The organism is Chryseobacterium sp. CS2K3 (assembly GCF_059515185.1).
This window is the reverse complement of record NZ_JCAKRW010000007.1, coordinates 218,348-240,790: the sequence shown is the minus strand read 5'-3', so window position 1 is coordinate 240,790 and position 22,443 is coordinate 218,348. Positions and strand designations below refer to the sequence as shown.

Genomic DNA, 22,443 nt, shown 5'->3' with positions numbered 1-22,443 from the left:
CATCAAATTTTAATAAGTGTAATAAATCTGCATTATTTCGCTTGTCTAAGCAATCGTTTTTCTTCCTGATATCTTTTATTTAAAGCCTTCATCTGATCTCTTTTCATTTGTTTGGTTGCAAGCGGGTGATTCAGGATCAGTTTCTTTTCAGTATTGTATTTTTTATCCAACTCCTTCGCTTTTAGATTGATTAATTCACTTTTTGCCGGATGTGGCGGAGCAGGCGGATGTTTTTGAGCAAAAACATTTGTTGATAAACCTAATAATAACAAGGTTGAAATAAGTAACTTTTTCATAATGTTTAATATTTTGATGGATATAACTAATTAATTAACCAGTAAGTTCATTCAGGTTTACCTATAAATAAACATATATCATACCATTATTTATAAAAATCTGAGGGAATATTGATATTATGACATAATAAAAAAAGTAAAAAAAGAATAAGATTATCACTATAATAGGAGTTACATTATTATACAGCACCTGAAAAAGGGCTTGCATAAAGAATAAAATCATTAAACAGATTTATTTAATTAATATTTAATAATAAAAGATGTTTGTAATGTATTTTTTTAATAATTTTATAATAGAACCACTAAAAAAATAAAAAATGAAAAGGCACATCTCAATTCTTTTATTTGCAGGAGTATTTTTAAACGCACAGGTAGGTATTAATACCTCTAATCCCAACAGTACTTTAGCTGTCAATGGGTCATTAGGTGCAGGCTATAAACAAGTGACAGCAACGTCATATAATATTCTGGCAACTGACCATTATATTACATACAACGGAACAGGTAACGCAACGTTTACACTTCCTGCTATCGGAAGTGGAACCACAAGCTATACGGGAAGGATCTATAAGATCAAAAATATTTCCACATCAAACATTACTCTACAGGCAACAGGTGGTAATACGCTGAGAATAGATAACACGCCTGTTTCTTCTTTTGTGATTCCTTTGGGTGCTTATGCAGAAGTGGTTAACAACAGTAATTCCAGCGGCGGAACGTGGGATTTATCTTTCACAGTTCTTCCCAAGCCAAGTAATGTTGAAATTTATGGAGCACAGCTTACTATCCCACCTCACAATAATGCGAGTACTGCGGTTGCTGACTGGACCAATCATGCCAATACCTCTTTTGATACCGGAACTGGGGCTGACACATGGTGGATCATCAGTAAGACATCTGTAAGTTCATCATTCGGAGCTGTAAATGCTACACCAATTACTACTGGTTTTACAAAAAGCAGCAGAATGACTCTTGTCTATGAATATCAGGGACCGGCATTTAATGTAACCAATATGTATCCTATCCTTACGGCTGGAAACAATTCAAGTTACCCTGATGTATTTACCGCTTCATTTGTAAGTTTAGCCAATGTAGGTGGAAAAACCAGACTTACAGTATCTGTCGCGCGTGTAGATTTTATGGGTACGGAAGGAGGTACCAACAGTAACTGGGCTGGTACATTCCTATTGAACGTACTGCTAGCCAGAAAGTATTAAAAGCTTTCAGTTTTTATAATTCATTGAAGAGCGGGATTCATATTCTGCTCTTTTTTATTTCTGTATCTGGATTACGGTAGCATATTTTAAGTTCTTTCTGCTTTCCGGAAGTTTTACTTTGATCTTATTCCCTGCTTTTTCCCATTGTATTTTATTAGAGGATATTCCAAGAATTGTTAATGATTTTGGATTAAAATCTTCGGGAAGGGAGAAATTGATCTCAGCGGGTGCATGATATTCTGAAGTTTCATTAAGGTGGAAAACATTGATTGTATTGCCATCTTTGCTTTGTGTATAGTAGATATTTCCTTCGTGATAAGGGGCAACACTTCTGGTAGCAAAAACAGCGGATTGGTTCTTATTCATCCATTCTGAAATTTCGTTCAGCCTTTCGTAAACCACAGCATCATAATCTCCATTGGGTCCGGGAGCAATATTCATGAGATAGTTTCCGCCTCCTGAGATAATTTTGATCAGCGTTTCAATGATTTTCTGTGAAGGTTTATAGTTGTCATTAGGAACATAGGAAAATGAGTCTCCCATTGTAATACAGCTTTCCCAGGGAATAGAAAGTGGATGTTCGGGAACAGCCTGCTCTGGAGTGACATAATTCTCCCACTTTCCGGTAACGGTACGATCTACAATGATAATCCCTGGTTGGTTTTTTCTTGCCATAGTACCTATTTTATCCATATCAATATCCTGTTCTACTTTAATGGTACGCTGCCATTCTACTTTTGGGTCTATGGTATGAAAAGGGCGGACCCAGCCTCCATCCAGCCATAAAATATCGATGTTCCCGTAGTTGGAAGTAATTTCGTTCAGTTGATTGAAGGTGAATTGTTTAAAACGGTTCCATTTTTCAGGATATTTCTTTGGATCATAATTGACATTTCTGTCTTTCGGTGGAAAATAAGACCACCAGTAGTCGTCAGAATGCCAATCCGGTTTTGAAAAATAAGCTCCAATTTTAAATCCGTCTTTCCTGAATGTATTGAAAATTTCCTTCGTTACATCTGCTTTCGGGTTACGTGAAAAAGGTGTTTTGGATGATGTTATTTTATAATCCGATTCTTTTGTATCAAACATGGCAAAACCGTCATGATGTTTTGTTGTAAAAACTACGTATTTCATTCCTGCCTTTTTTGCTGCATCTGCCCATTTCTTAGGGTTAAACTGAGATGGATTGAAAGTGGTCTGAAGTTTTTCATAATTCTTTACATATTCATTATAAGATGCTCCATGTTCTGGTTTTCTTTGCGTCCAGGATTCATCTTCAGGACATAAGCTCCAGCTTTCTACAATTCCCCACTGGCTATAAGTTCCCCAATGCATAAAGAGTCCGAACTTAAGATCCTGCCATTCTTCTAAGTTCTGAACAACAAGAGGGTCTGTAGGTTTCTGATATCCTTCGGAAACATTGTGTGCCTGTGAAAAAATCACTGAGCCGGAAAGAGTAAGAGAAAGGAATGTGGTCTTAGCTATTTGTCTGATAAGCATGTAAAAGTAGTTTTTGCTAATTTAATTATCCTTTTACACATCCACAAATATTAGATTTTTAACAGATTATAAATCGTTTCCTCCAGTGTCGGAAAGGAAAACTTAAATCCACTTTTTATTAATTTTTCAGGATAAACATTGCGGCTTTTCAGTAATAATTCTGTTTCGGTTTTCATAAATATGGAAGCTATTTCAAGCTGCCACACCGGTGCATTAAGCCCAAAAGGAGCCTTGTATTGTTTTCTCAATTCATACATCATCATTTCATTGGATATCGGAACCGGAGCCGTTATATTTACTGGTCCGGCGATGGTTTCATTCCGAATGATCCAATCTACAGCATTGCAAAAATCTTCTATATGTATCCAGCTTACCATTTGATCCCCCCTGCCCTGTTTTCCGCCTAAACCTAGTTTTGTAATCGTTTTTAATTTTGGAAATGCGCCACCATTATTACCAAGCACTATAGAAGTTCGAAGTGCAACTTTTCTTATTTCTTCATTTTTACTTTTAAAAAATTCCGCTTCCCAGCTTTTACAGATGTTCATTGAAAAATCATCACCGGTAATTCCATCGTTTTCTGTATTCAAATGTTTTTCTGAATGTACGTAAATCGTGGCAGAACTTGCATTCAACCACACTTTTGGCTTTTCGGTACAAAGATCTATAGCTTCCTGTAATATTTTCGTACTGTTGATTCTTGAAAAATATATTTCCTGTTTGTTCTTATTATGATAGCGACAGTCAACAGATTTTCCTGTAAGATTAATCAGAATATCTGCTTTTTCAAGTACGCTTTTCCACTCACCTATTGTTTTTGCGTCCCAATAGATTTCATTCTCATGTTGAGGTTTACGGGTAAGGATATAAACCTGATTTCCTTTCTCCGTAAAATATGTCTTTAAATTTTCGCCAAGGAATCCGGTACCTCCGGCTATGATGATTTTCATCTTTGTTGATTTTTAAATTCAGAAATAAGATGTTGTTTGCTTTAAATCTGATTATTGTTTTAGATAGTATATTTTTTCGTTTTCACTTCTATTTCAGAACCTTCAGCCAGCATTACTGAAATTGGGATCTGATCATTCAAACATTCAAATTCTTTACCGTAGATCTTATGAAAATCTATATCAAGCTGATGTTCCTTCACCTGATAACAGTCCCATTTCGGATGGCAAACTTCATATTCAGATGTTTTATCTTCTTTTTTGGTGAATCCCCAATAATGTTCTGTAATAAATTCAAATTCTGAATTTTCTTCCATCGGCTGTGCGTTGGTTTCTGCTTTTATCTCAATAGAATGCCAGCTTTTATCTTTCCATGAATATCTGATCAACAATTCATCATCTTTTTCACGGATCACATTTTTCATTGGCATCGTATGATAATTTTCTTTGTAAACTGAATTTGCTACAAAGCTCAAAGCTGGTTTCGGAACGATTTCTTTAATAAATACCACTCCTCTTTTCCAGATTCCATTTTCATTTTTCTTGACATAAAATCTGAGGTTTACTTCTTCAAAATTGCGGTGGAAAGGAATGGGTACCCCTAATAATTTTGTATTTAAAAACATGAAGCCTACTAAGCTCACATAACATTTTCCTTTATAAAAATCCAGTTCTGTTCCTTCAGGAAGGTATTTCTGCAATATATCAGGATTGATTTCGTAATTAATGATGGCTAATTTTCTCCATTCTGCTTTTAAAAAATTCATGATGCTTTTATTTGATGGTTTTGGTGATATGTTATGATATTAGGTTGATAGAATTTTAACCTATCCTGGAGTAAGTCGTCAAGTTGTGACTCATTGTTGTGGATTCTGCGGTGGTTTTTATTAATTTGTTTCTTTCAAGGAGGAATTTTTTCATGTAATTTTTGAGAAAGATCCTATTGAAAGCTTTACCTATTAGTCCCAGTGGAGATTCAAAATCAAAGATGTCGATCATCAGGGTTTTTCCTTCGATTCTTTTAAAAATATGCTGATGATGAAGGGATTTGAATGTTCCTTTCTGCATTTCGTCGGTAAACTGATGAGGTTTATCCATACTGATAATTTTCGTAGTAAGGGTTTGATATATTCCTAAATGTTTTGCCCGCCAGGTTACGGTTTCATTCTCTTCAATTAAGCCTGATGTTCGTCCTGCAATTGCTTTTTCATTCGTTCTGGAGGTAGATTTCTGATGCAGATCAATATTTCGTGCTAAATCAAAAACAATTTGAATATTTGCATTAATATAGGTTTCTAAATAAATTCTAGACATGGTGACAAAGGTTTTATTCAGTTTTATCTGAGTTGTTTTTAAATAGTTAGGAGAATAATGATTGCCAAGGCAGTCATTCGAAATAATATCCAAGAGATGGTAGGAAAATAATTCAGTTTTAATATTTTACATCTTCTTAAGTGTTCCAAAAACATGGTTAATACTATGATTGCGAAGTAAATTATATAAAAGCTCAAACTGAAACTGGTCAATAAGGCTGGAATTAAGAGCAATGTTCCTATTAGAGAAACGGTCATCATATTCCCAAGGTAATCCCAGATTTTATCTTTTAAATACGCTTTTAAAAAGAGAGTTTGCCAAAAAATCTGTCCTAAACAGACTGCCAGTTCTCTTAGGAAACTGGATGTAAAATTCATTCCCATTTTCGCAGTATACAGATTTAAAATATAAGCTGAAAATAATACAACAAATGTGATATAACTTAATCTGTATTTTAAATTAAAATCCGGAACACAGGATTGATCTGTATTATCTTTTGCAGATGGAATGATCTGTTTTCTATTGTAAGACACAAAAGAATAGAGCTTTTTGAAAAACCAATACAAAGGCTGTATTCTTGCCATTTTTTCCAGTAAAGGAAAGGAATTTCCGATAATGGCAAGTAAACTATCCAGACCATAAATAACCGTATTATGATCATGATCTACCAAAGCAATTTCGTTTTTTGCCCGGTTAAAATCTACCAGATTTTTATTTCTGACGGATATTTCTGTAAAGGCTTCTCTTCCATTTTCATCAAGCATTCCGCATTTTGTAAAACCTTTAGAATAGATAGTACACATTGGACATTCGCTGTCGTAGATCAATGTGTGATTTTTGAGTGTTTTCATGGTATTTATTTTAAAGATTGGTACATATTATGACTTTCAATAATGTACAATAATGCCATAAAAGGACTATAGAAAAATGCCGCCATTAAAATAATATATGCTGGAGTAGTTGTAATAGGATAATCAGCTCCAATTGTTATTATAAAGAGTATAGAAATCCAAACCGGCAGTATTGCTATTCCATAAATCAGGAAAAGTCGTGATATTTTGATTTTTAAAAAAATTTTGATAAAAAAACTGATTAGCTGAGGAATTCCCACAATCAAGTAAAACAATATCCATCCATCCCAGCCTTTAATGGCAATGCCAAGACATCCGATTATAAGGAAGAATAGCTGTACATAAAGATCATATTTAATAAAATTTTTCATGGTATTTATTTTAAAGGTTAAGAAAATCTCCTCTGGTTCTTTTATGCTTTGATCGGAAGGTAATGTACATCCAGATCTTAAAGATTAATGTTTTCATTTTTCAAACATTTTAAAAATATTATATTTTCAATAATTTTTGAAAGTTTAATTGAAATAAAAAAGGACTTTCATCCTTTCTGTTCTATTTTAGCAGGTTGGTAATTTTGCCTACCAGCCAGTGATCATCACTTTTTATAGCCAAATCCATGATATTATTGATTTTACCGGTTACAGAACTGAAATCATTCATGAGCTTGATAAATTCCTGAGCTTCTTCCGTATCGTTATCTTCAATATTTTTAAGTTCTTCCAGAAAGGAAATTACCGGTTCTATTTCTCTCTTTCTTCGTTCTTTAGTGATTTGTTTAAACAAATACCAAACATCTTTTTCGGCAACGAAGTATTCTTTTCTGTCACCTTTTATAAATTCTTTTCTGACAATTCCCCAATCGATCAGAGCCCGAAGATTCATATTGGCATTCCCTCTTGAAATTTCCAACTGTTCCATTACTTCGTCTGTAGATAATGGTTTTCCACTTGCCAAAAGCAATGCATGTACCTGTGCCATTGTACGATTGATTCCCCAATTGGTAGCAAAGGTTCCCCAGGTTTGAATGTATTTTTCTTTGGCTTCTGAAAGTTGCATGTTGTTTTACTTTAAATTCCTGATACAAATGTAATGATAATTTTTGAATTTTCAATAATTTTTGAAAATTAATTTTAAAAGAAAACAGACATTCGATGTGAATGCCTGTTATTATGGTTACTTAATAGATTTATAAGTTTCTACCAATCTCATAAATTCACTTCTATATCCTTCTTTATCATCGCTTTTCCCTTCTTTTGCAAGTGTACTTATAGTATTAAGATCTTTATCTTTAATTAATTTTGAGTCTCTTAAAACCAATCCGAACCATGCTACGGATGATGCGAATTTAAAATCAGGGCTTATCTTCTCGGAAGGTACTTCTGTTTTATTAATCACTTCACTGATCTCCATACTTGTATCTCCATCCGGTTTTTTATATCTGAATTTTACAGTAGCAAGCTCGTCATCATATTTTTTTGTATTTGATGAAACGGCAGAATATTTTAACTTATTTACTTTTGGAAGAAATTCAGACTCTACATCCACAGGAATAATTTCATATAAAGCTGTAACAGTATGACCACTTCCTAATTCACCGGCGTCTATTTTATCATCAATAAAGTCTTCATTTCTAAGCTTTCTGTTTTCATACCCAATTAATCGATATGACTTCACCCACGTAGGGTTGAATTCGATCTGGATTTTCACATCTTTAGCAATAGTGTAGATACTGCCCGTAAATTCTTTGCCCAAAAACTTATTCGCTTCCTGCATATTATCGATATAGGCATAGTTTCCGTTTCCTTTATCGGCAAGTGTTTCCATTTTGCTGTCTTTATAATTCCCCATTCCATACCCAAGACAGGTAAGAAAAATTCCGGTTTCTCTTTTTTTCTCAATCAAAGATTCGAGATCACTTGTAGAAGACGGTCCCACATTAAAATCTCCATCTGTAGCCAATACAACTCTGTTGTTTCCTCCTTTGATAAAGTTTTCCTGAGCCAGCTTATAAGCCAGTTCAATACCTTCTCCTCCGGCAGTGCTTCCTCCAGCCTGTAATGTATTCAAAGCTTTGATAATGGTTTCTTTTTCTGCAGCGGAAGTAGATGGCAATACCACTCCGGCACTTCCGGCATACACTACAATTCCTACTTTATCCTGAGGTCTAAGCTGATCTAATAAGACTTTGAGGGATGATTTTAAAAGTGGTAGTTTATTTTCAGCATCCATAGAACCTGATACATCTATCAGGAACACAATATTAGAGGGCGGAAGATTATCCATAGACATTTTTTTGCCCTGAAGTCCTATTTTTAATAATTTGTGATTAGAGTTCCAAGGAGCATCACTATATTCTGTATTAATAGAGAATGGCTGATCATTTTTCGGCTGTGGGTAATCATAAGTGAAGTAATTGATCATCTCTTCTACCCTTACCGAATTTTTGTCGACCTTACTTCCATAATTGATCATTCTTCTGATATTGGAATAGGAAGCATTATCTACATCAATAGAGAAGGTTGACAAAGGTTGATTTTTCGTCAGCTCAAATGGGTTTTCTACTAACGATGCATATTCTTCGTCATTGTAATTAATTTTATAATTACCTTTTTTGGCGCCATTTTTAATCGTTTCTTTAACGATTCTTACTTCTCTTTCTTGTCTATTATTGTTTTTTCCTTGTTTAGTATTGGGTCTTGAGGTCCTCGTTGAACTGTTGATCTCCAGAGCAACCAATGATTTTGGTTTCGGGCAGCCATTATATTCAGGAGGTCCCGGAACAGTAGGACAAGCATCATCTTTGTCTAAAATTCCGTCTCCATCGGTATCGGGCCATGGACAGCCATTATTTTCAGGAGGTCCTGTGACTGTAGGACACGCGTCATCTTTATCAATCACTCCGTCTCCATCGGTATCGAGCCAAGGACAACCATTATTTTCAGATGGTCCTGCTACATCCGGACAGCTATCGTCTTTATCAGCTATTCCATCTCCGTCTGTATCCGGGCAGCCATTAAACTCAGCTAAACCTGCTACTTCAGGACAATGATCTTCTTTATTGGGGATACCATCCTGATCTTTATCTTTTCGTATACTGTATTTTGTAGTTTTTGAGGATGGTTCTGAAACAGTTTGAGTTTTACAGCTTACCAACAAGATAAGCCCTAAAACGGTTATAATAGTTTTTTTCATGGTTATAAATTTCTGGGGGAAATTATTAAAATTTATCTAAACCCTATAAATAATTTAAAAAAATAAAAATTTCCCTCTTTAGTATTAGAAAGTAGCAAAGAAAAAGAATAGAGCAGAAAACAAAAACTGATTTCATGTTTACTCTGCAATACACTATCATTCATGTCCTTCCATAAATTTCAATTCATCATTTACTTTCTAAGCCTTATAAGTCATTCTCAGCTTTTTCATCTTTCAACAAAAAACTTTCATTTTAAATTTAACTTTTCCTGTTGTAACAAATCTGTAATATGAACGACTATTAATACAAATAATCTTTTTATAGTAATGAAAAACGCGAAAATTGCATCATTACTTTTTGTTTTGTCTGCAGGAAGTATGATGTTTGCCCAAGATGACTTAATCAATAAGTTAAAAAACAACCACTCACAAAATGCTAATTTTCAGTTCACAACGTTAAAAGACGTTGGAGCTACTTCTGTAAAGAACCAGGGTTCATCAGGAACTTGCTGGAGCTACTCAGGAAATTCTTTCCTTGAATCTGAAATGCAGAGAATGGGCAAAAAACCTGTAGATCTTGCTGAAATTTTTACTGCAAGAAACTCTTATCATGATAAAGCGAAGTTATATGTATTAAATAACGGTGCTATCAGCTGGGGTGACGGAGGAGAATTACATGATGTAATTAATATGTACAAAAAATACGGTGCAGTTCCTCAGGATGTTTATTCAGGATTAAAACCTGGGCAAACCACCAATAATTTCAAGGAAATGCAAGGAAAACTGAAGCCCGTTCTTGACAGCCTTGTTCAGGCATCTTCTAAAGGAAAACTTACAGACAACTGGATGGATTCTGTAGATGCTATTCTTGATGAATATCTAGGGAAAGTACCTGCAAACTTCACGTATGAAGGGAAAAACTACACGCCTAAAACTTTTGCGAAGGAAGTAGTAGGGATCAATGCTGAGGATTATGTAGAACTATCTTCTTACAAAGATTATGCGTATTACCAAAAATTTGTAGTTCCGATTCCTGATAACTGGAGCCATGATTCTGACTGGAATGTTCCAATGAAAGATCTTACAGCAATTATTGATAATGCTGTAAATAAAGGATATTCTGTAGGTTGGGCAACGGACGTTTCTGAGCCTTACTTCTCTTACAAAAATGGTGTTGCTTATGTTCCGGATATGGATTTAGACCAGATCAACGCGGATAACAAACAAACTTTGTTTACGGAACCTAAAAAAGATAAAACCATCACTGAAGATATGCGTCAGAAAGCACTTAATAATCTTTCTACAACAGATGATCACGGTATGCACATCGTAGGTTTGGCAAAAGACCAGACGGGTAAAGAATATTATATGGTAAAAAATTCTTGGGGAGTAACGAATGACTTCGCAGGATATCTTTATGTAACAAGACCCTATGTAGAGTACAAATCGACTGCTATTTTGGTTCACAAAAATGCAATTCCAAAAAGTATTTTAAAGCAGTTAAAGCCAACAAAAAACATTGGTTTGTAAGAAATCACTTCTGTCATTTTTAATATGACAGTTTTAGATATTTAAATCTGTTAAAAAATGCGCTCCTTTACTATTGGGAGCGCGTTTATTTTTATCTATCAGAAGATTACTTTTCGGTTATAAGGCGATGATAGTCTACCAAAGAGTATATTTTAGGTTGAGAACCTTCCTTATAATCAATAACTACCCATTTATCTTCAAATTTATCTTTGTCAAAGACATAGTTTTCTTTCGGAAAATCAATTGTTTTATGATTAAAATAAATGGTTTTGGGAGCAGCTTCATATATTTCTGCTGAATAATAATTGGCATCATCAGCAATGGTATAGAAGTTATCTTCTCCCTGTTTCTTTTTCATTTCTTCTATCTCTTTTTCATCAGGGCTCAGCAATAATACAGCTGATGTGGTGATTACCGTATCTGCCTTTATTTTCTGATTCTGCTCCGTTTTTTGTACAACAGGTTTATGGTCTGTTTTGGTACAGGAAAATGTACTGATCAAAATTGAAAAAGATACAATGCTTATGTAATTCATCATCTTCATTTTTAAATATAATAGTTTTAGTTTTAATTTCTCTTTGCTTCTCTTCTATGATCATCCGAATAGTATAACTGTTTCTAAAGTCTCTTTTTTCGAATATAAATTGATTAACAAAGAAAAGAAAAAATGACACAATACTATTAACTTATACTTATTTCAAAATCCAAATAAAAACCTTGCAGTATTCATAAAAAATATTACATTTGCAACCACTAACAAATCACTACAACATGAAAAACCTTAGAAAATTAGCAAAGTCAGAATTAAAGAAAATTAATGGAGGAAATGCTCCAGACTGCCCAGCAGACACAACTCCTTGTTTATATTTTTCTGGCGGGCGCGCTCGTTGGAGATGTATTTTAACCACACAGGAATGTGAATAATGCACTATCTAATTGAAAAGAAATCTCAATACTGAAAACTATTAACTATGAAAAATTTAAAGAAATTAGTAAAATCAGAATTAAAGAAAATCAAGGGTGGGAATGCTCCACAATGTGGAGAAGGACAAATTGCCTGCCATCATAAAGGTGAAAACGGAGGACCGAGCTACTGGACCTGCGAAATGGCAGAAACCTATTGCAGATTTTAAAAACATAAAACCCGCTTTCAGAATTTCTGAAGGCGGGTTTCTTTAATAAATAGGTGAAAATTAAATATAAAATAAAGTGAATTATGATGATTAATATGAATAGTAAATCGTAAACTTTACTTCGTTAGTGAATAAAATATGCTGTTAAAAATCAACTACGAAATTTATTTACTTTCATTCATCATATTAAAATAATACGCTCATACTTTCTGCTGTAAAGTCCGAAATATCTGCTGTATTGCCGTCTTTGATCTTCTTTACCCACTCGTAATCCTGCAAAATAGCACGTCCTACGGCTACAAGATCAAATTCTTCATTATCCAGTCTTTTGATCAGTTCAGTCAGATCTGTTTTTTCAGTTCCCTGTCCTGCAAAAGCATTCAGGAAATCTCCGTTTAACCCTACAGAACCTACAGTAATGGTTGGCTGCCCTGTAATTTTCTTAGCCCAACCTGCAAAGTTTAAACTTGATCCTTCAAATTCAGGTTCCCAGAAACGACGCTGTGAACAGTGGAAAATATCTACTCCGGCTTCTTTTAAAGGCAATAACCAATCTTCCATTTCGTTTGGCGTAAGAGCCAGCTTTGTTTTATAATCCTGCTGTTTCCATTGTGAAAGACGAAGAATTATCGTAAAATCCTCCCCTACTGCTTCTCTGATTGCTTTTACTACTTCCACAGCAAATCTGCTTCTTTCCTTTAGCGTTTTCCCTCCATATTCATCTGTTCTTGTATTGGTTACTTCCCAGAAAAACTGATCAATAAGATAGCCATGTGCGCCGTGAATTTCAAGACAGTCAAAACCAAGATCTTTTGCTGATTTTGCAGAAGCTGCAAACTGTGCAATGGTATCCTGAATATCTTCAAGAGTCATTGTGGAAGCTTTCTCCATCGCAACCAAAGGATAATCTTCAGACATTCTAGTGTCGCCAACATGCCAGATCTGGGGTCCCATTTTACCACCGTTCTTATGTACGGTATCAATTACATTTTTCCAGCCGTTTAGCGCTTCATTTCCGTAAAAATCAGGAATATTCTGTAAGTTTTTAGACCCTGGTCTATTGATAACAGTTCCCTCTGAAAGAATCAATCCTACTTCTGAAGCAGCTCTTCTTCCATAATAATCTGCGATTTTCTGGGTAGGAACGCCATTATCAGACTGTGCTCTGGTCATAGGAGCCATTACGATTCTGTTTTTAAGCTCTAAACTTTTATATTGAAACGGTTTAAATAATGATGATGTACTCATATTTAAATATGTATTTTATAATTGTTACACAAAGTAACTAATAATAGTTTGTTTTTGTATCTTTTATTGAAAAAATAGTGGTAACTTCGCAGTAACTTACATTAGTAACATTAAAGTAACGTTTGCCATTTTAACTCTACATGACATCATAATAACAAGCGTATCTCTATGAAAAAGAATGAATTAATGCAATACAGCTGCCCGCTAGGAAAAGCAATGGCTGCTTTGGGAAGTAAATGGAAACCCATTATTGTACTGGTAATTAAAGACCGAAAATTACGTTTTGGGGAGCTTGCTGTACGTATTAATGTGATCTCCAGAAAGGTATTAACGGATCAGTTACGCGAAATGGAAACTGACGGTTTAGTGATCCGTGAAGAATTTAAAGAACTGCCACCAAGAGTAGAATATTCTCTTACGGAAAAAGGATTGGCGCTATTGCCTATTTTATATCTGTTGGAAGAATGGGAAGCGAAATATCAGGTGAAAGGACAGTATTCTGAAGATTGTGTGATGAATAAAGAAAAAAAGAAAGCGGTGAATGTATAATGTTTCATAATGTCACATATATATTTTTCACCTCTTATACAGCTTAATGCTATTTTGCTACGAATGCACGGATTTCTATTCGGAAAGAACATTTTATTTACACGCAAAGACATGATGGAATTGATTGTTGATAAGGAGCTAAGAAAGCCACAAAAGTCACTGATGAAGTGATGTAGGTACGCGTACACTTAGAAAGAATCAATACAATTGATTCAAGTTTTGCTTCCTAAAATACAACACCAAATAATAGAAATCCTTTGCGGTAGATTTTAAAATTAAACAGATCTAAATATTTTAAGCCCACAACTTTTGCGCTTTGATCCCACATTTTATAATTTGCAACCAAGAGCATAAATTCTAAATAAAAAAAACCGCTTTCAACATTTGAAAGCGGTTTTTTATTTATCTTAAATCCTAATTAGAATATCGCAGGATATTTCTGAGGATTGGTTTCATTAAACATGGCATAGATCTTTTCTACCATATCGTCTGTAGATGGCTTACTGAAGTAGTCTCCATCACTTGCATAAGCTGGTCTGTGATCGTTAGCAGAAATCGTCAACGGATCTGAATCTAAGTATCTGAAAGCTTTTTGCTTTTCTAAGATCTGTTGTAGGATAAATCCTGTTGTTCCTCCTTCCACATCTTCGTCGATTACTACTAATCTGTTTGTTTTCTTTACACTTTCAGCAATTTCGTGAGATAAATCGAAAGGAATCAATGACTGGATATCGATTACTTCTGCAGAGATTCCAAGTTTTTCCAACTCGTTAGCTGCTTCTGTTACGATTCTCCATGTAGAACCATAAGTTACCAAAGTAACGTCTTTACCTTCTTTTGTCACTTCAATTTTACCTACCGGAACAGTGAACTCACCTAAGTTATCAGGCTGTTTTTCTTTTAATCTGTATCCGTTCAGACATTCTACGATGATCGCTGGTTCGTCTGCCTGAAGCATTGTGTTGTAGAATCCGGCTGCTTTTGTAAGGTTTCTTGGTACTAATACTAAAATACCTTTTGAAAGGTTAAGAATTCCCGCCATTGGAGAACCTGAATGCCAGATTCCTTCTAATCTGTGCCCTCTTGTTCTGATAATCAATGGAGCTTTCTGACCTCCTTTTGTTCTGTATTGTACAGTGGCAAGATCATCACTCATTCCCTGTAAGCAGTAAAGAACATAGTCCAGATACTGAATTTCAGCGATTGGTCTCAGACCTCTCATTGCCATACCAATTCCTTGTCCAAGAATAGTAGCTTCACGGATTCCTGTATCAGCAATACGTAGCGCACCATACTTTTCCTGCATACCTTCTAATCCCTGGTTTACGTCACCAATGTTTCCGGTATCTTCACCAAAGATCAATGTTTCAGGATATTTTTCAAATATTTTATCAAAGTTGTTTCTGATCACAACTCTTCCGTCCACATCTTCAGAATTGTCTGAGTAAACAGGCTTGATTTCTTTAATATTTTCAGCTTTCCATTCAGACTGAGAGTATAAGTGTGAAGAGTAGTTGTCTTTTTCAATTTCAGCTACTTCGTTGTATTTTTGCATCAATTGGTTTCTCTCTGCAGAATCAGTACCTCTTGTTGCCAATAAAGTTTTTCTGGCTAAATGGAATACATCTTTCTTAGCTTTTGTAACTAATTTATTGAAATGAGTAAGAGCTGCCTCCACTTCAGTATTTTGACCTTTAAGGTTTTCTACTAAAGGAACAACAGACTGAATTAATTCTTTAATAGCCCCCTGGTAGTTATCCCAAGCTGTTTTTTGTCCTGATTTAGCTGCTTTTTTAGCTTCTTCATCAATGGCATCTAATTCTTCAGCAGTAGCGATTACTTCTTCTTTACCATCAATTTCAATAGAATAGTTCAGAATCCACTCTTTGAATTTTACCAATCCGTCGAACTCAGCTTCCCAAGCTAAACGTGCTTCATTTTTATATCTTTCGTGAGATCCTGATGTAGAGTGTCCTTGAGGCTGGGTAACATCTACCACGTGAACTACAACAGGAACACTTTCTGTTCTTGCAAAATGTTCAGCTTTAGCATAAGCATCCAATAATGCCGGGTAATCCCAAGCTTTTACCTGAATAATCTCACATCCCTGGTTCTCACCTTCTTTTCTTTGGAAACCGCTTAGCATTTCACTGATGTCAGCTTTTGCTCTTTGGTTTTTAGTAGGAACTGAAATTCCGTATCCGTCATCCCAGATAGATACAATCATAGGAACCTGAAGCGCACATGCTGCGTTTAACGTTTCCCAGAAATGACCTTCAGCAGTAGAAGCATCCCCGATTGTTCCGAAAGCGATCTCATTTCCTTCTCTTGAGAATTTCTCAGAACCGTCAAATTTTACACTCTTATATATTGTAGATGCCTGAGCTAGTCCTAATAGTCTTGGCATTTGTCCCGCTGTAGGAGAGATATCGGAAGATATATTTTTCTGTGCCGTTAAATCTTTCCAGCTTCCGTCTTCATTTAAACTTCTTGTTGCAAAGTGTCCGTTCATCTGTCTTCCAGCTGAAGCCGGCTCTCTTTCCACGCTTGTATCAGCATACATTTGTGCAAAGAAACTTTCAACCGTTAAAGCATTAATTGCCAATGCAAAAGTTTGGTCTCTATAATACCCTGAACGGAAGTCTCCATTTCTGAAAACCTTCGCCATTGCCAGCTGAGGAAGTTCCTTACCATCCCCAAAAATTCCGAATTTAGCTTTTCCGGTAAGTACTTCTCTCCTTCCGAGATAAGACATTTCACGAGAAATCCTTCCTAACTTGTAATCTTCAAGTATCTGATTTTTAAAATCTTGAAAGGATATTTGCTGTGTTTCAATATAGGTTGTTTGCATAGCTAAGTAAAAAAGTTTTTGTTCTTCAAGTATTTTGCTAATATACACTTTTTAAATTAATTTTAATTTTTAATAATCTTTTTTAAAAATTTGATAATAAAAAAAATTGTGCTTTATTTTGAAAAAATTTGTAAAAGATGGAAAAAAAGTCACCCCATATTCTGAATGCATCGAGTAATCTTTTAGGATTTTCATTGATTATTATGACCTCTCTAAAAATCGCCAAGATCAGCCACAATACGTATTTGGATGAATTTGCAGGACTTGCCTGCATCTTATTTGCATGCAGCTGCTTCTTTTCATTTCTGGCGATCAGAACGAAAAGCGAAAGGCGGGAATATACGTTTGAAGGTATTGCGGATTATTTATTTTTAACCGCTTTATTTTGTATAGTTTTAGCCGTTATTATTGTAACCCTGAAAATTATTTAATTTAAAATTTTCGCTCAATTACATAATCCAGCATAATATGTAACGATTTTCTTGCTTCAGAATCCGGGAATTCATTCAAAATATCCTTTGCTTTCTGCTGGAAGTCTTTCATTACAGTAATTGCATATTCTAACCCACCAGAACTTTTAACGAATTCTATTAACTCCTTTACTCGTTTTGGATTATTATTATAACGTTTTATCGTATCGAAATAGTATTTTTTGTCTTTTTCATTGGCAATTTTAAGAGTATGGATCAAAGGCAGAGTCATTTTCTGTTCTTTGATATCAATTCCTACAGGTTTACCAATTACATTGGAGCTCAGATAATCGAAAAGGTCATCTTTGATCTGAAAAGCCATCCCTGTATAGGTTCCAAAGTCCTGCATTTTCTTGGCAAGTACTTCATCTGTACTGTTGGATAAAACCCCTATTTCACAACATGCAGCGATTAAAGTTGCTGTTTTTTGGCGAATGATCTCATAATAGACATCTTCGGTAATATCCAGCTTTCTCGCTTTCTCCAATTGAAGAAGCTCACCTTCAGACATTTCACGGATGGTTCTTGAGATTACACCAAGCAAGTCATAATCTTTATGATCTGTAGATAATAAAACTGATTTTGATAACAGATAATCTCCTACCAAAACGGCAATTTTATTCTTCCACAAAGCATTAATAGAGAAAAAATTACGACGTTTAAAGCTTTCATCCACTACATCATCATGTACAAGGGTAGCGGTATGGATCAATTCAATCATGGAAGCTCCGCGATAGGTCTTTTCTGTAACATCTCCTACCAGCTTAGCACAAAGAAACACAAACATCGGACGCATCTGTTTTCCTTTGGTGGTAACAATAAAACGGGTTACTTTATCTAATAAAGCTACTTTACTCTGCATCGATTCATAAAACTTCTGCTCGAAAAGTTTCATTTCCTCATTGATTGGTCGTTTAATCTCTTCTACTGTATTTGCCAAAATCTGCGAATGCTGGGTGAATAATTATTAATTCTCACAAAGATAATTTTTTTCGCTCAATTGTAAAGGATAATTAATCTTTGAATTGTTCTTTTGGGATAAAATAAAGTGCCGGTTTTGTACTTCCCAGCGGAGATTTAAATTTTTCCCCCGAAATGGAAATTCCGGATTCGTCTACGGCAATTCCTTCAATCTGACCAATTGACAAAGCACTTCCTAAGTAATAATGTTTCGGTTTTTCTTTGAAAAAAATGCCTGGTTCTGTTTCTGTAAAAACATCCATAAAAACTTCTGTTTTCTTGCTATACCCCACCAAATAAAGCTTTCTATCAAAGTATGCTGCATCGGTTACCATGAAATTCGTTTTATAATCTTCAGCCTTTACAGCATCCTGTTTTTCATTTTTTTCAGGATCAATTATATAATGTGCCGTAGATTTTGATACCCATTCTTTGGTAAACAAATGAATTTTTCCGTGGGCAAATATCATCGCTTCGGCATCGTAATCAGTATTATAATAGCTCGATTTATAGTCTGTCTGCTCAGGATAATGAAATTTAATTTCCTTTATCAGATTATTTTGTATGCTGTCTCCCTGAAAAGGAACTTTATAAATAGTAAGGTGTCTTCTGCTTCCGTCATTATTCCCAAAGTCACCGATATAAAAATGGCTTCCATCATTGGTTAACGCTTCCCAGTCGGTATTTTTTGCGTTTACTTTTAAAGTTTTAATCACTTCTCCTGAGGTTTTATTGATCTCATAGAGTTCAGGAGCGTTTCCACTATCATTAAAAGTGTAGAGCTTTCCGTTAAAAATATTCAGTCCGGAAGTTTCCTGGATTTTATCATCCAAGCGGCTGACTCTGTATTTTTTGATTTTCAGGAAATCTGTTTGTTGAGAAAATGCAGTTTGAAAGGCAAGAAAAGCCAATAACAGAAATGTTCTTTTCATGAGACAAAAATAGGGCTTTTAGTTTAAATGAAAGATTCCGGATTGATATTTTAAGTATCTAAGGATGATGTATAAATAAGATAAAGAATACACAAATACTGTATATATTCGAACGTAATTTCTTTTACTTATCTTACAAGTATCTAAAAAGCAGAAAGACGAGCTCAAAGCCCGTCCTTCTATAGAGATTTTTATTGTTTTAAATATAAATTAAGCAGTTTTCTGCTCTTTCTTATTCTTTGCCTGCTCTTTTTGAGCCTGTTTTGCAAAGTATTCTTTTTGGTATTGTCTCACCGTTTTTCCGGTTCCGTCATGTCTCCATCCCGGCGAATTAAAAATATAATTGATTCTGTCAGTAAATTTTAATCCCGGCTGTTTCAGGTCTTTCCATATTTTTCTCCATTCGTAGAAGAGAACAGTATCTGGTCTGTTATCCGGCATTTTTGGATAGATACCATATTTCACAGGAATATTAGGGTCTTCTTTCTGGAAGGTTCCAAAAATTTTATCCCAAATAATCAGGCACATTCCCATGTTTTTATCGAGGTACTTAATATTACAAGCGTGGTGTACACGGTGGTGAGAAGGTGTTACCAGAATATATTCAAGGAATCCCATGCTTTTTACAGTTTGGGTATGCACCCATGTTCCATATACCTGTCCGATAGCATAAGCTACCATGATATGCCAAGGATTAAATCCTAAGAAAGCTAATGGTGAAAAGTATAAATATCTGTAAAGCGGCTGTAATACAGGGCTTCTGAATCCTGTGGTAAGGTTGAAGTATTCTGAACTATGGTGTGTAATATGTACAGCCCAGAAAGCTCTGGAACGATGGTCTACATAATGCAGCACATAGTACGCAAAATCTGTGATTATAAAACAAGCCAGTAAATACCAGATGCTAAACTCCCATGAAAAAAGTCTGTGGTTGTAAAAGAAAAACATTACCCCCATTGCAAACGCCTTCATGATAAGGTCAAGACCGAAGTTCATCAAAGCAAGATAAACATTGGTTGCAAGATCTTTTCCACTATATAATTTCGCCTCGGAAACATGGCTATAAATCATTTCAGCTAAAATAACAGTAGCATGCAACGGAATAGACCACGCATAAACATTTTCTAACCCGTCCTCACTCATAAAAAAATCCATCATCACAAAATAATTTTGTGCAAAGGTAGGGTTTTAGGCTATGTCTTAAGAGAATTTTAAGTTTTTTTTAAGGAAATTTTAATCAGCGTTTTTATTTGCCAACTGTCCGCAGGCAGCGTCTATATCTCCTCCACGGCTTCTTCTGACCATCACTGTAATTCCTGCATTTTCAAGCTGTCTGATATAATTTTCTTCAGCCTGTTTGTTGCACTGGTCATACTTTCCGTCCCCGATTGGGTTATATTGGATGAGGTTTACTTTTGAAGGAACCTGTTTACAGTATTTGATTAAAGCTTTGATATCTTCGTCTCCATCATTGATTCCTTTCCATACACAGTATTCGAAAGTGATTACTGAACCGGTTTTCTGATACCAATATTGAAGTGACTCCATGATATCTGTTAACGGGAATTTATCTGAGAAAGGCATGATCTCATTACGCTTAACTTCAATAGCTGAGTGAAGAGAAAGAGCTAGTTTTACACGCAATTCATCATCAGCAAGCATTTTGATCATTTTGGGAATTCCTGAAGTAGACACCGTAATTCTTCTTGGGGACATTCCTAATCCTTCCGGCTGGGTAATTTTTCGGATAGCTTCCACTACATTTTTGTAGTTCATCATTGGCTCTCCCATTCCCATGAATACGATATTGGAAAGAGGTCTGTCAAAATACATTCTACTCTGGCTATCAATTAAAGCTACCTGGTCTACAATTTCAGCAACTTCAAGATTTCTCATTCTTTTCAGTTTTGCAGTAGCACAGAATTCGCAGTTCAATGAGCAGCCTACCTGTGAGGATACACAGGCTGTGGTTCTTGTTTCTGTAGGAATAAGAACAGATTCCACCAGCAATCCGTCGTGAAGTTTCACTCCGTTTTTGATGGTTCCGTCGGTACTTTTTTGAAGAAGATCTACGGAAACAGGATTAATGGTATATTCTTCGGCAATTTTTTCACGAAGAGGTTTCGAAAGATTCGTCATTTCATCGATCGAGTGGAGATTTTTGCTCCATAGCCAGTCATAGACCTGTTTCGCACGAAACGGCTTTTCTCCTAAAGATACAAAGTAATCTTTAAGCTGATCTAGTGATAATGTACGGATATCTTTCATTGTAAGGTTGTAGATTTTAGGGTTCAGGTTACAGGTAACTACTACCTGCAACCTTTTACCTAATATCTTTTTTATAGAATTAACATTGCGTCACCGTAAGAATAGAATTTATATTTTTCTTTTACGGCTTCTTCATAAGCATGCATGATGAAATCTCTTCCAGCAAATGCAGCAATCATCATGATTAATGTAGATTTCGGTGTGTGGAAATTCGTGATCATTGAGTTAGCAACTCCGAAATCGTGAGGCGGATAAATGAATTTATTTGTCCATCCGTTGAAAGCAGAGATTTTTTTGTTTGAAGAAACAGAAGTTTCTAATGCTCTCATTGTAGTAGTACCTACTGCACAAACTCTTCTGTGAGACTCTACTGCTTTGTTGATGATAGCAGCATTTTTCTCATCAATGATGATCTCTTCAGATTCCATTTTGTGCTTAGAAAGATCTTCTACCTCAATTGGGTTGAAAGTTCCTAATCCTACGTGAAGCGTTACTTCTGCAAAATTGATCCCTTTGATCTCTAATCTCTTCATCAGGTGCTTAGAGAAGTGAAGACCTGCTGTAGGTGCAGCTACTGCTCCTTCTACTTTAGCATAGATGGTCTGGTATCTTTCTGCATCTTCCGGCTCTACTGCTCTTTTGATATATTTTGGAAGTGGAGTTTCTCCTAATTCCTTAAGTTTTGCTCTGAATTCGTCGTAAGAACCGTCGAATAAGAATCTTAACGTTCTCCCTCTTGAAGTTGTATTATCGATAACCTCAGCTACCAAAGATTCGTCTTCTGTGAAGAATAATTTGTTACCAATTCTGATTTTTCTTGCCGGATCTACTAAAACATCCCAAACTCTTGTTTCTTTATCTAGTTCTCTTAATAAGAAAACTTCAATTTTAGCACCTGTTTTTTCTTTGTTTCCATAAAGACGTGCAGGGAAAACCTTAGTATTGTTGAAGATAAACAAATCCTCTTCATCAAAATAATCCACTACATCTTTGAATAATTTGTGCTCGATAGTTTGTGTTTTTCTATCAAGTACCATTAATCTAGCTTCGTCTCTGTGCTCTGATGGGTGTTCTGCCAATAATTCCGCAGGAAGATCAAAATTAAAATCTGATGTTTTCATTTTTTAAATTACGGTTTAAAAATTATTGAAATTACATGGTGTAATTTTCGGAGTGCAAATATAC

At 35.1% G+C, this 22,443-nt stretch carries 23 protein-coding genes; 6 read left to right on the top strand and 17 right to left on the bottom strand.

Features of this window, described 5'->3' with window-relative positions; genetic code table 11:
- Positions 1–32: 32 nt before the first annotated feature.
- The gene (locus tag AC5YGG_RS14120; RefSeq protein WP_496145108.1) at positions 33–296 is read right to left on the bottom strand and encodes a hypothetical protein; all 264 of its coding nucleotides are present in this window, start codon (positions 294–296) and stop codon (positions 33–35) included.
- 317 nt (positions 297–613) lie between these two features.
- On the opposite strand from AC5YGG_RS14120, the gene AC5YGG_RS14115 reads away from it, so the two are divergent.
- Positions 614–1,513, top strand: a complete 900-nt coding sequence (locus tag AC5YGG_RS14115; protein ID WP_496145107.1) for a hypothetical protein — start codon at positions 614–616, stop codon at positions 1,511–1,513.
- A gap of 54 nt (positions 1,514–1,567) precedes the next feature.
- Here the strand turns inward: AC5YGG_RS14115 and AC5YGG_RS14110 are convergent, their stop codons facing one another.
- The 8 genes from AC5YGG_RS14110 to AC5YGG_RS14075 all read right to left on the bottom strand — a co-directional run bounded on the left by AC5YGG_RS14110 (position 1,568) and on the right by AC5YGG_RS14075 (position 9,317).
- The gene (locus AC5YGG_RS14110; protein ID WP_496145106.1) at positions 1,568–3,013 is read right to left on the bottom strand and encodes an alpha-L-fucosidase; all 1,446 of its coding nucleotides are present in this window, start codon (positions 3,011–3,013) and stop codon (positions 1,568–1,570) included.
- Positions 3,014–3,063: 50 nt separating this feature from the next.
- The gene (locus AC5YGG_RS14105; protein WP_496145105.1) at positions 3,064–3,963 is read right to left on the bottom strand and encodes a TIGR01777 family oxidoreductase; all 900 of its coding nucleotides are present in this window, start codon (positions 3,961–3,963) and stop codon (positions 3,064–3,066) included.
- Between the two features lie 59 nt (positions 3,964–4,022).
- Positions 4,023–4,727: a YqjF family protein gene (locus AC5YGG_RS14100; protein ID WP_496145104.1), complete on the bottom strand. Its 705-nt coding sequence runs from the start codon at positions 4,725–4,727 to the stop codon at positions 4,023–4,025.
- Between the two features lie 55 nt (positions 4,728–4,782).
- Positions 4,783–5,274, bottom strand: coding sequence for an SRPBCC family protein (locus tag AC5YGG_RS14095; RefSeq protein ID WP_496145103.1), 492 nt, complete (start codon positions 5,272–5,274; stop codon positions 4,783–4,785).
- Positions 5,275–5,312: 38 nt separating this feature from the next.
- A complete protein-coding gene (locus AC5YGG_RS14090) occupies positions 5,313–6,125 on the bottom strand; it encodes a DCC1-like thiol-disulfide oxidoreductase family protein (protein ID WP_496145102.1) in 813 nt (270 codons plus the stop codon).
- Between the two features lie 5 nt (positions 6,126–6,130).
- Entirely contained in the window at positions 6,131–6,496 is a 366-nt protein-coding gene (locus AC5YGG_RS14085) for a hypothetical protein (protein WP_496145101.1), read from the bottom strand.
- Between the two features lie 181 nt (positions 6,497–6,677).
- Entirely contained in the window at positions 6,678–7,181 is a 504-nt protein-coding gene (locus tag AC5YGG_RS14080) for a GbsR/MarR family transcriptional regulator (protein WP_496145100.1), read from the bottom strand.
- A gap of 117 nt (positions 7,182–7,298) precedes the next feature.
- Entirely contained in the window at positions 7,299–9,317 is a 2,019-nt protein-coding gene (locus tag AC5YGG_RS14075; RefSeq protein ID WP_496145099.1) for a vWA domain-containing protein, read from the bottom strand.
- A 327-nt stretch (positions 9,318–9,644) separates the two neighbouring features.
- On the opposite strand from AC5YGG_RS14075, the gene AC5YGG_RS14070 reads away from it, so the two are divergent.
- Complete coding sequence (locus AC5YGG_RS14070) at positions 9,645–10,847, top strand: C1 family peptidase (RefSeq protein ID WP_496145098.1); 1,203 nt, start codon at positions 9,645–9,647, stop codon at positions 10,845–10,847.
- A gap of 106 nt (positions 10,848–10,953) precedes the next feature.
- Here the strand turns inward: AC5YGG_RS14070 and AC5YGG_RS14065 are convergent, their stop codons facing one another.
- Positions 10,954–11,385, bottom strand: a complete 432-nt coding sequence (locus tag AC5YGG_RS14065) for a hypothetical protein (protein WP_496145097.1) — start codon at positions 11,383–11,385, stop codon at positions 10,954–10,956.
- A gap of 233 nt (positions 11,386–11,618) precedes the next feature.
- Between AC5YGG_RS14065 and AC5YGG_RS14060 the strand changes: the two genes are divergently transcribed.
- Together AC5YGG_RS14060 and AC5YGG_RS14055 are read left to right on the top strand one after the other, a co-directional pair.
- Entirely contained in the window at positions 11,619–11,771 is a 153-nt protein-coding gene (locus AC5YGG_RS14060) for a bacteriocin-like protein (protein ID WP_496145146.1), read from the top strand.
- Between the two features lie 47 nt (positions 11,772–11,818).
- Positions 11,819–11,980 (top strand): bacteriocin-like protein, encoded by a 162-nt coding sequence (locus tag AC5YGG_RS14055; RefSeq protein ID WP_496145096.1) that lies wholly within the window; start codon positions 11,819–11,821, stop codon positions 11,978–11,980.
- Between the two features lie 186 nt (positions 11,981–12,166).
- Here AC5YGG_RS14055 and AC5YGG_RS14050 read toward each other — a convergent pair whose 3' ends face one another.
- Positions 12,167–13,228: an NADH:flavin oxidoreductase gene (locus AC5YGG_RS14050; RefSeq protein WP_496145095.1), complete on the bottom strand. Its 1,062-nt coding sequence runs from the start codon at positions 13,226–13,228 to the stop codon at positions 12,167–12,169.
- A gap of 168 nt (positions 13,229–13,396) precedes the next feature.
- On the opposite strand from AC5YGG_RS14050, the gene AC5YGG_RS14045 reads away from it, so the two are divergent.
- Positions 13,397–13,777, top strand: coding sequence for a winged helix-turn-helix transcriptional regulator (locus AC5YGG_RS14045; protein ID WP_496145094.1), 381 nt, complete (start codon positions 13,397–13,399; stop codon positions 13,775–13,777).
- Between the two features lie 418 nt (positions 13,778–14,195).
- Here AC5YGG_RS14045 and AC5YGG_RS14040 read toward each other — a convergent pair whose 3' ends face one another.
- Positions 14,196–16,628, bottom strand: coding sequence for an alpha-ketoacid dehydrogenase subunit alpha/beta (locus AC5YGG_RS14040; protein WP_496145093.1), 2,433 nt, complete (start codon positions 16,626–16,628; stop codon positions 14,196–14,198).
- A gap of 137 nt (positions 16,629–16,765) precedes the next feature.
- Here AC5YGG_RS14040 and AC5YGG_RS14035 point away from each other — a divergent pair, with 137 nt between their 5' ends.
- Positions 16,766–17,059, top strand: coding sequence for a hypothetical protein (locus AC5YGG_RS14035; RefSeq protein ID WP_496145092.1), 294 nt, complete (start codon positions 16,766–16,768; stop codon positions 17,057–17,059).
- A 1-nt stretch (position 17,060) separates the two neighbouring features.
- Here AC5YGG_RS14035 and AC5YGG_RS14030 read toward each other — a convergent pair whose 3' ends face one another.
- From AC5YGG_RS14030 to queA, 5 genes are all read right to left on the bottom strand, one after another.
- Positions 17,061–18,038 (bottom strand): polyprenyl synthetase family protein, encoded by a 978-nt coding sequence (locus AC5YGG_RS14030; protein ID WP_496145091.1) that lies wholly within the window; start codon positions 18,036–18,038, stop codon positions 17,061–17,063.
- Positions 18,039–18,111: 73 nt separating this feature from the next.
- Positions 18,112–18,990, bottom strand: coding sequence for a hypothetical protein (locus AC5YGG_RS14025; protein ID WP_496145090.1), 879 nt, complete (start codon positions 18,988–18,990; stop codon positions 18,112–18,114).
- A gap of 210 nt (positions 18,991–19,200) precedes the next feature.
- Positions 19,201–20,148 carry a sterol desaturase family protein gene (locus AC5YGG_RS14020; RefSeq protein WP_496145089.1) on the bottom strand — a complete coding sequence of 316 codons (948 nt, stop codon included), beginning with the start codon at positions 20,146–20,148 and terminating at the stop codon, positions 19,201–19,203.
- 75 nt (positions 20,149–20,223) lie between these two features.
- Positions 20,224–21,258, bottom strand: coding sequence for a dual-specificity RNA methyltransferase RlmN (rlmN, locus tag AC5YGG_RS14015; RefSeq protein ID WP_496145145.1), 1,035 nt, complete (start codon positions 21,256–21,258; stop codon positions 20,224–20,226).
- Between the two features lie 71 nt (positions 21,259–21,329).
- A complete protein-coding gene (queA, locus tag AC5YGG_RS14010) occupies positions 21,330–22,379 on the bottom strand; it encodes a tRNA preQ1(34) S-adenosylmethionine ribosyltransferase-isomerase QueA (protein ID WP_496145088.1) in 1,050 nt (349 codons plus the stop codon).
- Positions 22,380–22,443: the final 64 nt, after the last annotated feature.